We start from the raw sequence: 12,810 nt of genomic DNA, 5'->3' as shown, positions 1-12,810 counted from the left end.
CGGAAAAAGTGCTCTTCGGTTGAAGAGCACTTAACTTTTCAAGTCACATTTAAATTTCGTAGAAGCTAATTGGCACAATAGCTTAAGAGAAAAGTTCTGTACGATTTCGACCATTTCTTTTTGCAGCATACAAAGCATTGTCCGCCAACTCTAACGTAAGGGATATTGGTGTTGAGTCACCGTACCATTGCGCCACACCAATTGAGATCGTCGTCCCCTCTTCGAGCGATGTAATATCTGACTCAATTGACAGTCGGATGCGCTCAGCGATCTCGTAAGCCACATCCATGCTCGACCCATCTAAGAAGATAATGAACTCTTCTCCTCCTGAGCGACAGACAACATCTACGTCTCTTACTTGAGCTTTCATTAAGTTTGCCGTCTGCTTAATCAACTGGTCGCCAAACTGGTGACCATATTTATCGTTAACGGCCTTGAAGTGATCAATATCCAATGCCAATACCGATACCGGTTTACTACTCTGCTGGAAAGTCTCGATTGTTTGCTTGAGCCCTCGACGATTCAACAAGCCCGTCATTGGATCGGTCAGGTTTTCAGAATGCAATTTCTCTATCTGGTTCGATACTAAGTTGAAGGTATTCTCGCAGCTTGCTTTGAGTTGTGACGCCTCAAAATACCAAGGATGAACATTGTTCAGCTCGGTTGATAGTGAGTGCGTGGTATCGAATTTATTCACGGTATTAGCGAGTTGCCACAATGGTCTAGATATACAAATAGCGGAGATCCAAATGAAGATCAAAGTGCCAATCCCGACGGGAATAGACTCCAACATCACGTATTGCATTTGAGTCTCTAGCTCCATAATAGCCCTATCTTTCGGAGTTTGAGCGATGATACCCCAACCCGTGCTTTTCACCATAGCAAACCCCGACAACACCGTGATACCTTGAGTATTCACAACTTCCTTAGAGCCCTCGCCAACATTCAACACGGTTTCTACTGCGTCATTACCCAATACCACTTCACCAATACGGTTTTTATCTGGGTGATAAATCAGTGAACGGTTTCGATCAACCACGTACAAATACGAGCCATCTTTATAATTATGACGGCTCAATAGGTTACTCAAAAGGCTAGAGTTTTCTAGATAAATACTGCCACCGACATACCCAAGATATCTACCTTGAGGAGAGAATATCGGATACGTCATACTAATGAGATAATTTCCTGCAGGTGAAACGAATGGATCGGAAATCAACGGTGCCTTCGCTCGTATTGACTGTCTAGAACGCTCCGACGTTAATTTCACCCCTTGAATGTTGACACTCTTGGGCATAATTGAACCAATCACACCGTCATGATTCACCACATACACTGAGTTAAATGAATCCGTCTGTTGTTTGAGCCTTGCAGTCTCTTGCTCAACAAAGTTCGCATCATCGATACGAGAAGAGAGTAGACGCGCACTGTATTTTAGTTGAGATATCACTTGCTCAACATATACATCCGTCATTGCCGCCATTTTGTCAGCATAGACTCGATTTGCCTCTAAGTTTTTGTTGATTATTAATTCATGTTGAGCACGGTAGCTTGAATGAAATACGTTCATCAACGTAATAGCCACACTCAATATACACAAAGATAAGACAAGTAATCGTAAGTTAATTCGATGGCCAATTACTGACGTCATGCCTGACTTCCATTGTAAAAACACTCCCCTATTCCTTGAATGATATTTATCACCCAACAGGAGAGCGTGGTTATAATTTAAATTTATAAAATAATATTACCAACAGTGATAGATTAAGTAAAAACAAAACCATGCATAATGAGATTTCAACCCTGTTGAGCATGAAAGTGAGATAATTCGCTGATTTTATAAGCAATAGATAGAATAAAATGTCAAGAGAAAACCTTTGAGTTAGCAGGGATATTGCATGATCGTTTCAAAAATGATTCACACCTTAGCAATTGACTTTGTTTGGTATTTTTAGACTCCTAAATTCGAGGGGGAGGCTCTATTTAAAAAATGAGAGAGCTATTTCACTTAGGATTGACTCTCATTTATATATAAAAAACTTGCGGTTTTATTACTCAATCAATCTACAATAACTGTATTTTCCAAGCATAATTATTCAAATATAATAATATTAATCATTTTAATTTAAACAATAATTGAGCCACCTTCTAGCACGAATTTTTCACCTCCGATATCCGATTTTCACAATCGATAATTGCACATTCACAAAACAATTTTTCCCTTTAATTGCTTTAGGTTTTCATTTACTGTGATGAAACTTGAAATTGACTACGGTTGGCACGTGAATCTACGACAACTTGAAATCTTTTATGCTGTGATGAAATCTGGCACCGTCTCTGGTGCAGCAAAACAACTTCATGTTTCACAGCCAAACGTCACTCGCGTTCTCTCTCACACTGAGCAACAATTGGGGTTTGCCCTATTTGAACGCATAAAAGGAAGGTTAGTTCCTACCAAGGAAGCGCATCAACTACTCCCTGAAGCAGAAAAAATCTATCAGCAGTTAGGCCAATTTCGTAACCTAACAAATAAAATAAAAGCAGGAGAAAGGCACCTGACTATTGGCGCACCTCCAATTCTCTCTGCCACTATGCTGGCACCCATTGTTGCTCAGTTATGTAAAAGCGGGGACTACAACATTGAGGTCTCAACAGGGAATCAAGGTGAACTATGCGATGCTCTATTAAAGAATCAGATCGACCTTGCAATCTGTTTTGGTCAAGATGCTCCGCCCTCTCTCGTCCAAAAAACGCTATTTACGTCTGAGATGTGTGTGATCACTCCTCCTCAAAGTTCAGATGATGAGGTTATTTGTCTCAAACAGTTACTCAATTCTGACAAAACATTGATTGGTCTCGACAGCCGCGATCCATTGGGTGCGCAACTGCATCATGCCATACATGCACTCGAGCCCGAATACCACACTTCAGTATCGGTACGAAACTATAGCTCCGCTGCCGAATTAGTCGTCCACCAAGTAGGTTGTGCGATTGTCGACCCTTGGACAGCTCATCAATACAAAGATCGCGTACACAGAGCAAGATTAACGCCGACCATCGATATTACGGTGTCACTACTTTATGCCGAACACAGCCCACTCAGCATTTCAGCAAGAAACTTCGTCCAACAATTGGAAGCGAGCCTATAACTTGTTGTTATAGGCAACCAACAAATAAGCATTCGAACCCTTCTCGGTGAACCACTACTCTGTTTTTTAATTCAACAGGATACCAAGGATGCTTTTATGTCTATCGCTCAACCCTACCTACTCTTCTTAGGCGACGTTACCGACCCAATCTCAGCCAAAACAGCGCGCGGTATTGCGCTATGGCGACCTGAACTATGTGTGGGGGAGCTAAGATTAACGGCAGAAACGGTCTCGTTAGGGCTAGAGAACCTCACGTTAGAACAAGCGCTAGAACAAGGCGCTAAAACATTGGTTATCGGTACTGCCAATGCCGGAGGCGTAATCCCTGAAACTTGGAAGCCGACGCTAATCAAAGCAGCACAACTTGGGTTTAGTATTGCATCGGGCATGCATTCCCGCCTTACTGAGATCCCAGAACTTGCAGAGCTTCAAGCCAAAGGAAAGACGCAACTTCACGATGTACGTCACTACGATGCACCTCTTGCTGTTGGTACAGGCAAAGCCCGCCAAGGCAAACGCCTTCTCACCGTCGGAACGGACTGTTCAGTGGGTAAAATGTTTACCGCACTGGCTTTAGAAAAAGCCCTAAAAGAGCTAGAAGTCGATGCAAAGTTTAAAGCAACGGGTCAAACCGGGATTCTCGTTGCAGGCGATGGTATCTCAATCGATGCAGTGGTAGCAGACTTCATTTCTGGTGCCGTAGAAGCGATAAGCCCAGGCTTTAACGACCACCAATGGGATATCATCGAGGGACAAGGTTCTCTATTTAACCCTTCCTTTGCAGGGGTGAGCTTAGGCTTGCTTCATGGTGCCCAAGCGGATGCACTTGTACTTTGCCATGAAGTTGGTAGACCTCACATTCGCCACCTTCCTCATTGTCGACTCCCTTCCATTTCTGCCACGATAGAAGCGAACTTGGCAGCGGCTAGACTAACAAACCCAAAAGCGGAACTAGTCGGAATTAGTCTTAATACTTCAGCTCTGAATGAAGAAGAAGCCAAAGCACTTTGTGCAGATTGGCAAGAGACTCACAAAGTGCCCGTTACCGACCCTGTACGATTCGGAATCCAATCCATTGCCCGCTATCTCAATGCCAACTTTTAACTTGCGAGAATAGATCATGTTACTAGAAGCCACTCCACACAGTATCAAATTGGCAACCCCTTTTGTCATATCAAGAGGCGCCAGAACTCATTGCCACACGGTGAGGGTGATCATCTCTCACGACCACCTGCAAGGGATTGGAGAGTGCACGCCTTACCCAAGATACGGTGAAAGTGTTGAATCTGTTATCGCACAAATAGAAAGTTGGACTTCTGACTTAGTCCACCTTTCACCACAAGAAGCGAAGCAGCACTTACAATCAATGCCAGCAGGCGCAGCACGTAACGCTGTAGATTGCGCGCTTTGGGATTTGGTTGGCAAACTAGAAGGGGCATCATTCCCATCACCTCTTTTCACAATTAATCCTGTAATCGAGACAGCTATGACAGTGTCAATTGGTAACGCAGAAGCTATGGCAACACAAGCCAAGCAATACGTAAACCAAGGTGCAACACTGTTAAAGGTGAAACTGGATGATGAAGCGGTAATTGAGCGTGTTGCTGCAGTGAGAGCTGCCGCACCCGATAGCAAAATAATACTTGATGCTAATGAGGCTTGGGGCTCTCTCGATTTAGAAAAATTATTCAAACAGCTCACCTCTTTTGATATCACCATGATTGAGCAGCCTTTGCCTTCTGGAGAAGATCAACGTCTAGCGAGTATTACGCACCCTATCCCAATATGTGCAGATGAAAGTTGCCACACAAGAGCACAACTCGCTGACCTGAAAGGACTTTATGAGATGGTCAATATCAAACTCGACAAGACAGGCGGGTTAACAGAAGCATTACTCTTGGAAAATCAAGCCAGAAACGAGGGCTTCGCGATTATGGCCGGCTGTATGCTTGGTACTTCCATTGCAATGAAGGCCGCATTACCCATTGCGACCAACGCAGAGGTGGTTGATTTGGATGGCCCAGTATTGCTTGGCGATGATGTTGAAGACGGGCTTAAGTACCACTCAGGGAAACTGTACTTTACTTGAATAATGTAGAACGTTATTTCGAGTAGCTTTTCAAAATTGTCTACCAATAGACGAATTTCTAGTGAAGGCATTTCCAACATAAAACCCGATTAAAAGATTGGACGTTCTTTCTGAGTGGGCTTGAACGATTCAATGTAAGTAGAAGAAAAAGGACAATTTAACCTTAGAACTTGTAAAACTGTTCATTATTTGCGCGAGATAGGTCACATCTCGCGCGATCGACCATTCATAAAATGCAATTCCATCAGTTTTCACTACCCACCTTTAAAATTGAGGTATATACTCTTTCTTATCCCTAGATGGAGGCAGAAATGGATACCCAAAACACCACGACTACGTTTCAACAGCTAAAAGCTGGAGCAGACGCCTACATTCAGCGTCGTAATCAACGCTTACTCGCCAACCACCGTAAAGAACTGCGTAACTTTACACGAGCAGAAGCATCAACCTATTTAGGTATTGATGCGAAAACACTCGATCGCTACGTAACTTCTGCTGGGATTGATCCACGTCGCCATGAAGACTCACAATGGTCTATCGACATCTCAGAAATGTACAAAGTGCGCGATCTACTGCCAGAAAACCTACGTAAAGATGCGAAATTTATCCGCAGCGATAAGCAAAAAACGCAAGTAATGGTGATCCAAAACCAAAAAGGTGGTGTGGGTAAAACCGTATCAGCAGCAACTATTGCGTCTGGTTTAGCAACCGAGTTCCACCAAGAGTATCGCGTCGGACTAATCGACATGGATGGCCAAGCAACACTTTCTATGTACTACGCACCAGAAGCGGAACAAGAAGGTTACCTTTCTGTTGGCGATCTTATGATGCGCACTTTTGATTTAGACGAAGGTGAGACATTTGAGCAAGCTGTATCCGAAGCATTCTTAGAAACCACCATCCCTAACTTGCGTATTCTGCCTGCAGCGCAAAGCGACCGCGCTATGGAAGGTTGGTTCCACGAGCGAGTGTTCAGTCAAGCGCTGGCGTCACCATACTCATTGCTACACGACATAATCAAAAGCGTTGAAGACGAGTTCGATATCATCATCATCGATACGCCGCCATCACTTGGCTATGCGACGTTTAACGCATACTACGCAGCGACCAATGTGGTGTTCCCTCTATCTATTACTGAAAATGATATCGATGCGACATGTTCGTACTTTAGCTATATCCCACAAGTTTGGGCGCTGCTAGAGAACGCCAACCATCAAGGTTACGACTTCATGAAGATTTTACTTACAAATCACCGTGATAGCTCAACAACAACCGACTTAATGAACAGCCTTTACGACCAATTCTCGCCGTACCTGTACTCGAAAGAGTTCAAACACAGCGAAGCGGTTCGTCAGGCGTCTTCTCTTCTTTCGACAGTCTTTGATATGTCGAAAAGTGAGTACCCAAAAAGTAAAGCGACTTTCCAAAGCGCTCAACAAAACAGCTACGAAGTCACAAGCCAGATCCTTCGCGATATTCTGAATGTGTGGCGTGAACAGGAGAATAGTTAATGGCTAAGAAACGTGGCGGTAGCCCTCTAGGAAATACACCCGGTTCAATTGCAGCACAGCAGTCAGCAGCAAAAGCAACAGTAGACACGCTGACTAGCCAACTCACGAAAGAGCTTGAAAAGTCAGGGCAAAAAGCAGCTGACTTTCTTCAAGAAAAATTCGGTATTGAATCTGTTGGCCAACAAATGATTTGGAAACTGGCTTCTGGTAAAACAGCAACGTTCAATGAAGTGACACTGTCATTCGAACAAGTAAAAGCAGACACCTATGTAACTTTCGACGTAAATGGTCGCGACCAAAGTCTACTTACTAAAGAGTCTCTAGAAGACCTGAACTCTCTAGAGTTCCAGCAATTTTATCCAGCCGTTGGCCGTGAAGTTGATGGTCAAATTGATGTACTCGATGGTTCTCGCCGTCGTGCTTGGTTCTTACTTCAAGAAGGGCGTGTAAAAGAGTTCCGAATTCTTGTCACTCAAGATGAGATTTCGACTTCCGATGCTAAGGCATTAGCAAAGCAGTTACAAACAGCGAAAGAGCACAACCAACGCGAAATTGGTCTGCAATGCCAAACAATCATGAACAGTGGCAACTACACTCAAGAAGACGTTGCTGCGATGATTGGCATCAGCCGCCCAGCGGTAAGTAAAGCACTGAAAGCGGCGAGCATCGACCAACGAATCATCGCCTTGTTCCCAGTAGTCAATGCACTATCACATACAGATTATGCACTACTTGGAAAAGTGATGAAGACATACCAAGAAGACAGCAAAGGCTTAACAGCGTTTATCCAAAAACTGGGGAAAAAAGCTGTCAATGTTCAGGTTGAACATTGCAATGACGAGAACAAAGAAGCCTTACTCTCTTTAATCAAGTCAGAGTTGAAAATAGCCGAATCTAAAAAAGTAACCGACAAAGCTGAAGTCACTCAACTTGCTGAATTTACTAGTAAAGGAATGTTTGCGCGTAAGAAAGTTAAAGGTCGTAATTTCTCTTACGAGTTTGGCCGATTATCTAAAGAGCTGCAATCGGAACTCGACGAAGCGATACAAGCAGTACTGGATAAAGCAACGCAAGACTAGCTAGCGAAGTAGTTAAAACTAGCCCCCTTTATTTAGTTCAAAAAAGGCTGAAACCTATATTTCCAATATAAGTTTCAGCCTTTTGCATTTTAGCCTTTCGCCTAGCGATGCTTATATTGCGTCGGGCAGTAACCTCGCGTGACTTCAGGGCTACGAAACTTAGTATGCTTAGTCTTACGACCTGAAACCCTCGCTCGCCAAAGCTTAAAACTTCCTGGTTTCAGTTGTTTTCGCATAAATCGAATCACTTCCGATTCACTCAACCCAAATTGCAACTCTATAGCTTCAAACGGAGTCCGGTCTTCCCAAGCCATCTCGATAATCCGTGACTCACTCTCTTTACTCAATGCCATTCATCAATACCACTATAAAAAAAGACTGCTACGTTCACCATTGGCATTGAGTTCATCTTAGGAGCAAGGTTTTCACCTTGAATGTGATGCGCTCGCACAAAACAATAAGTCATCAACAACAAAAATGCGATAATCTCCGTACAAGACGTTAGAACGAAGTATGAAGAGAAAGAGAATCTATGAAGTCAAAAATTCTATGTTTATTTATGTTAGTAATTCATAGCACTGCTTTTGCAGCTGCTCATTACGAAGTATTCGCGACAGTAACAGAGCCAGAGTCAAAACTCGTTTTTCCTACATTTAAAGTCTCGACTAATGACCAAAGTGGAACAAGTCACGTCGATGGTTGTACTTATAAGGGAAAGTTGACACAACAAAGTAAAAACAGCGTACAACTTGAGGCAGTGATGTCATGTAGCGACGAAGAGACTGACTATCAAATGGACATGCCAATATTTGTTCTCAATTCAGAAGGCCAAAGTGCGAGTTATGAGTTGATAGAAGATAAGGCTGTAGTGTGGAAATACACGGTAGAAATTAAACTTATCCCTTGAACGATATATTATTAAAAATCATTTAGAAATGAATCTGCACGCGCGGTATTTTAAGTTCACATAAGTTGAAACAAGTAAACTACTATGCGGATATTTCAATACTGCGTGATGCACTGCTAGCGTTTGAATTAGATAATCGTTGTTGGTTTGAGCAACACGTTCCATCTCGAGATGATCAGTTTTATACATCACGAGGGGTAAGAAATCATATTTCAGAGTTTCTGTCACAGTATGCTAATGGTGAAATGTATCCAATGCTTATTCGCAATAACTCTCAAGAAATTTGCGGCAGAATCAATATTCACCGAATAGAATCAAATACATACTCAGGTGAGTTAGGCTATCGCATAGGGAAACAATTTACTTCGAAAGGTATTGCATCACAGGCGGTCGGTAAGCTGGTCGACTACGTAGTTTCAGAAACGCAGCTGAATACTTTGAGAGCGATTGCTCTTCGTGGTAACGAAGGTTCACAAAAAGTACTTGAACGAAATGGTTTCACTAAAGTGAAAAACATTGCTAATTATACTGAATTACACGCTGAAGTTAGAGATGCCGTAGAGTATGAGCTAACCTTACGCAAACGAGCTATTTAATTCTGCACCTAGTCGTTGGTGGTTTTAGTTGGGTTGAGTTTAGCTACTACGTTAGCTTTGGACATTCAAAAAGTCTGACGACTTATCCTCACTCACTCCGTATCACCGACTTTATTCGTTACTTTTTGATAAAAATTGAGACATTTTGTTTGCTAATACGTAGTGGTTTAAAAAACGAGAAATCACATGCAAACAGTCAATATAGTATGGTTTAAACGCGACCTACGGCTCACCGACCACCTCCCTTTATTCAATGCACAGTCGTCCGAATGTCCGACAATTTTACTTTACATATTCGAGCCATCACTGCTCAACAACCCTCACTATTCAGAAAGGCATTGGAGATTTGTGTGGCAGTCTCTTGAGTGCATGAACGAAACGCTAGCTCATCACGGACATCAAGTCTCTGTAATGCAGGGAGAGGCGTTAGAGTGCTTCCAAGAGATACAATCTAAGTACCGAATTGATACTGTTTATTCTCATCAAGAGATCGGCTTGAATTGTACTTTCGAGCGCGACCGCTTGCTCAAGGGATGGTTCGATGCCCAAGGTATCGCTTGGCAAGAGTCTCAGCAGGGGGCCGTCTTGCGCGGATTAGCAAACAGAGAGGACTGGGATAAGAACTGGTCTTTGGTTATGCGTTCAGAAACATTAAAGCCTGAACTGTGTAGTGAACACTTACATACTTTAGACTCAAAACAAATTGACCATGCACTCACCCCTCCCAAATCATGGACGAATTTAAGTAGTGGTATGCAAACAGGCGGAAGTAAGCTTGCATGGCTAACTCTTCACGACTTCTTTAACCGCAGAGGTAAAGACTACTATCGCAACCTTTCTAGCCCAATCACATCGAGAAATGCTTGCACGCGCTTGTCTCCCTATCTTGCGTGGGGCAACATCTCGCTTCGTGAGGTCTACCAAGAGCTATTGCAACATTGGAACGTGCCGGGCTTTCGTCGTAGCTTAATCGCCCTATCATCTCGGCTCCACTGGCATTGTCATTTCATCCAAAAATTCGAATCAGAGTGTGAGATGGAGTTTCGTTGCACCAATACGGCCTATGAAGCGTTGCTCTCACAATCTTGTAATGTAAACCAAAATCACCTTATGGCTTGGAAGACCGGTAATACTGGATTTCCTTTGGTTGATGCATGTATGCGCTGCTTACATCACACCGGATACATCAATTTCCGAATGAGAGCGATGTTGGTTAGTTTCCTTACCCACCACATGAGCATGGATTGGCGCGAAGGCGTGACTCACCTAGCCCAGCTCTTTCTCGACTTTGAGCCTGGTATTCACTATTCCCAGTTCCAGATGCAAGCTGGCGTGACCGGCATTAATACCATCCGCATATACAACCCTATCAAGCAGGCACAAGAACATGATTCAGATGGAGAGTTTGTCAAAAAGTGGGTGCCTGAGTTAGAACAAGTTCCTACGCCATTGATATTCGAACCGTGGAAGATGACACAAATGGAAGCCGCGATGTATCAATTGGAACAAGATTCACCATACCTAGACCCAATTTTCGATCTGAACGAGAGAGCACGCGAAGCGAGAGAACGACTGTGGTCGTGGAAAAAACGCATTGATGTTAAAAATGAAGGAGCGCGAATTTTAGCTAGGCATGTACGTCAAACCAATAAACGCGCAACCAGTTGATCGCAAAACAAACCTTTGACGTAAATATCTTCCTAAACAAAGCCTTCGCCAATCACATTGAGACTATGGGTAGACACATGAGAGAGCTAACTTTTTCGCACGATGACATTCAAACCATGGAAAAGCGTTTCCGTACTCGATTGGTCAACTCGATATCGGGATTTAAAAGCGCGAATCTTATAGGGACAAGGGATGAACAAGGACAAGAGAACCTTGCAATCGTTAGTTCTGTTGTCCATTTGGGTTCACACCCTCCCCTGTTGGGCTTTGTTGTTCGTCCGTGTAAAACGCCAAGACACACGCTTCAAAACATCATTGAGACCAAGTCGTTCACAGTGAACAGCGTCAACGACAAGATTTTCCCAAAAGCACATCAAACATCGGCTCGATACTCAAAATCAATTTCAGAGTTTGATGAGGTAGGGCTCACTCCTTATTACGACGGTAACTGCCCTGCTCCGTTTGTTCTAGAGAGCCGTTTGAAAATTGCACTAACTCTGAAGGAACGTATCGACATAAAAATCAATGATACGGTTATGCTTGTTGGAGAGGTCAACACCATTCACGTTCCAAGAATGGCGATCATGCATGATGGCTTTCTCGACCTCGACGCGTTAGGCACAGTCACGATCTCAGGGCTAGATAGTTATCATAAGACTCAGCGTATCAACCGTTTAAGCTACGCCAAGCCAGACAAAAGTGTGTTTCCACTAACCACAGATGGTGAACCATCATCATGGGCAGCTGTTAATCCTGTACCGGAATAGCCGTCATTGAGCCTGGCTCATATCGGCTCTTTAATCTCGCCCTAAGAGCATTCTGGTAAAGGTTTCTCTCGATGCAGGAGTGCTCTCTCTGTCTACCAAGTATTTTACATGGTCACTCGATTTGGCAGATTGAGACAACTCAATGCTCCAGAGTGCATCGATTTGATTCGGTACCATTGAATATCGCACATCGATAATTCGCTGTTGGTTGTCAGGGTCTAATGCGAGGTAGCCATTTGAAAAGCGTGAAAACCGCTTAACATCTATCATCTGCTGACTATCTTGCGCCACCCACGGCAAGTTAGTAGCAACATTTAGCTTCGCAATAGAATCTCCCGGATATGCTTTAACATCAGCCCCGACCCTAACCGCATCCACAAAATAGGTTTCATTCACTTCATAAACGACTTTCCAAACAAGGAGGTTGGCTAGCGTTGGTTTTACTTCCACGACTACAGGAGTATGTTGACGCTCATTGGCTAGCTCCAACCCAGCAGCTTCCGCTCTATCTTTCTGCATTCCACCAATAATCAAATAGACAAACGTCCAGCTCATCGCCACCAGAGCGAGCTTAGAACTGTACTTCCAGAAAGCTAAAGCAACCAGTGCCAATAGTGGCAATGTAAAAGCCGGGTCGATAACGGAGATGATGTTAAAGGCAAAGCGTTCATCGGATATCGGCCAGAGCAGCTTCGTTCCGTAACTGGTACAAGCATCTAACACGCCGTGAGTACCGTATCCCAGCGCACAATAGAACCATGTCCGCTGGAAAGAGAGATAGCACCGCTTTGAAAAAATGAAATAGAAGACTAACGCACAAAGCAAACTGCCAATGGGGATAAACAATAAGGAGTGAGTAAACTGTCGGTGATATTCCAGAAAGAGTAACGGATCTTGGCTCGATCGGATGAGTACATCTAAGTCGGGTGCCATACCAGAGAGCCCGCCCAAAACCGCGGCAGCCCTCAAGTGCTTCCTCTTACTTACTGACAGTGTCAACGCCGCGCCCAGCATCCCTTGCGTCAATGGGTCCATTTATAACTC

12 protein-coding genes are annotated in these 12,810 nt (G+C 43.7%); 9 read left to right on the top strand and 3 right to left on the bottom strand.

The features are described 5' to 3' along the window. Positions 1-82: 82 nt before the first annotated feature. Positions 83-1,651 (bottom strand): sensor domain-containing diguanylate cyclase, encoded by a 1,569-nt coding sequence (locus tag AC6I7V_RS20350; RefSeq protein WP_498012558.1) that lies wholly within the window; start codon positions 1,649-1,651, stop codon positions 83-85. 631 nt (positions 1,652-2,282) lie between these two features. Here AC6I7V_RS20350 and AC6I7V_RS20345 point away from each other — a divergent pair. The 5 genes from AC6I7V_RS20345 to AC6I7V_RS20325 all read left to right on the top strand — a co-directional run bounded on the left by AC6I7V_RS20345 (position 2,283) and on the right by AC6I7V_RS20325 (position 7,828). Beyond that, positions 2,283-3,149, top strand: coding sequence for a LysR family transcriptional regulator (locus tag AC6I7V_RS20345; RefSeq protein ID WP_498012601.1), 867 nt, complete (start codon positions 2,283-2,285; stop codon positions 3,147-3,149). A gap of 96 nt (positions 3,150-3,245) precedes the next feature. Continuing rightward, complete coding sequence (gene dgcN, locus AC6I7V_RS20340) at positions 3,246-4,253, top strand: N-acetyltransferase DgcN (RefSeq protein WP_498012557.1); 1,008 nt, start codon at positions 3,246-3,248, stop codon at positions 4,251-4,253. 16 nt (positions 4,254-4,269) lie between these two features. After that, positions 4,270-5,238, top strand: coding sequence for an N-acetyl-D-Glu racemase DgcA (gene dgcA, locus AC6I7V_RS20335; protein ID WP_498012556.1), 969 nt, complete (start codon positions 4,270-4,272; stop codon positions 5,236-5,238). A 311-nt stretch (positions 5,239-5,549) separates the two neighbouring features. Then, entirely contained in the window at positions 5,550-6,749 is a 1,200-nt protein-coding gene (locus AC6I7V_RS20330; protein ID WP_498012555.1) for a ParA family protein, read from the top strand. After that, complete coding sequence (locus AC6I7V_RS20325) at positions 6,749-7,828, top strand: ParB family protein (protein WP_255232842.1); 1,080 nt, start codon at positions 6,749-6,751, stop codon at positions 7,826-7,828. Before AC6I7V_RS20330 ends, AC6I7V_RS20325 begins: the two co-directional genes overlap by 1 nt. Positions 7,829-7,929: 101 nt before the next feature. On the opposite strand, the gene AC6I7V_RS20320 is transcribed toward AC6I7V_RS20325, so the two are convergent. Next, on the bottom strand, positions 7,930-8,181 hold the full coding sequence (locus AC6I7V_RS20320) for a TIGR03643 family protein (protein ID WP_498012554.1): 252 nt from the start codon (positions 8,179-8,181) through the stop codon (positions 7,930-7,932). 179 nt (positions 8,182-8,360) lie between these two features. Between AC6I7V_RS20320 and AC6I7V_RS20315 the strand changes: the two genes are divergently transcribed. From AC6I7V_RS20315 to AC6I7V_RS20300, 4 genes are all read left to right on the top strand, one after another. After that, positions 8,361-8,735, top strand: coding sequence for a hypothetical protein (locus AC6I7V_RS20315; protein ID WP_498012553.1), 375 nt, complete (start codon positions 8,361-8,363; stop codon positions 8,733-8,735). Positions 8,736-8,800: 65 nt separating this feature from the next. After that, on the top strand, positions 8,801-9,331 hold the full coding sequence (locus AC6I7V_RS20310; protein WP_498012552.1) for a GNAT family N-acetyltransferase: 531 nt from the start codon (positions 8,801-8,803) through the stop codon (positions 9,329-9,331). Between the two features lie 186 nt (positions 9,332-9,517). After that, positions 9,518-10,999 carry a cryptochrome/deoxyribodipyrimidine photo-lyase family protein gene (locus AC6I7V_RS20305; protein WP_498012551.1) on the top strand — a complete coding sequence of 494 codons (1,482 nt, stop codon included), beginning with the start codon at positions 9,518-9,520 and terminating at the stop codon, positions 10,997-10,999. Between the two features lie 77 nt (positions 11,000-11,076). Then, a complete protein-coding gene (locus tag AC6I7V_RS20300; RefSeq protein WP_498012550.1) occupies positions 11,077-11,766 on the top strand; it encodes a flavin reductase family protein in 690 nt (229 codons plus the stop codon). Positions 11,767-11,796: 30 nt separating this feature from the next. On the opposite strand, the gene AC6I7V_RS20295 is transcribed toward AC6I7V_RS20300, so the two are convergent. Further along, positions 11,797-12,801, bottom strand: coding sequence for a metal-dependent hydrolase (locus AC6I7V_RS20295; RefSeq protein WP_498012549.1), 1,005 nt, complete (start codon positions 12,799-12,801; stop codon positions 11,797-11,799). Positions 12,802-12,810: the final 9 nt, after the last annotated feature.

Source organism: Vibrio sp. KUL70 (assembly GCF_059725515.1).
This window is presented reverse-complemented; position numbering and strand designations above follow the sequence as displayed.

Coding starts and splice junctions, on each gene's coding strand:
- AC6I7V_RS20350 (WP_498012558.1), bottom strand. CDS start 1,651: ATGACGTCAGTAATTGGCCATCGAATTAACTTACGATTACTTGTCTTA.
- dgcN (WP_498012557.1), top strand. CDS start 3,246: ATGTCTATCGCTCAACCCTACCTACTCTTCTTAGGCGACGTTACCGAC.
- dgcA (WP_498012556.1), top strand. CDS start 4,270: ATGTTACTAGAAGCCACTCCACACAGTATCAAATTGGCAACCCCTTTT.
- AC6I7V_RS20330 (WP_498012555.1), top strand. CDS start 5,550: ATGGATACCCAAAACACCACGACTACGTTTCAACAGCTAAAAGCTGGA.
- AC6I7V_RS20325 (WP_255232842.1), top strand. CDS start 6,749: ATGGCTAAGAAACGTGGCGGTAGCCCTCTAGGAAATACACCCGGTTCA.
- AC6I7V_RS20320 (WP_498012554.1), bottom strand. CDS start 8,181: ATGGCATTGAGTAAAGAGAGTGAGTCACGGATTATCGAGATGGCTTGG.
- AC6I7V_RS20315 (WP_498012553.1), top strand. CDS start 8,361: ATGAAGTCAAAAATTCTATGTTTATTTATGTTAGTAATTCATAGCACT.
- AC6I7V_RS20305 (WP_498012551.1), top strand. CDS start 9,518: ATGCAAACAGTCAATATAGTATGGTTTAAACGCGACCTACGGCTCACC.
- AC6I7V_RS20300 (WP_498012550.1), top strand. CDS start 11,077: ATGAGAGAGCTAACTTTTTCGCACGATGACATTCAAACCATGGAAAAG.
- AC6I7V_RS20295 (WP_498012549.1), bottom strand. CDS start 12,801: ATGGACCCATTGACGCAAGGGATGCTGGGCGCGGCGTTGACACTGTCA.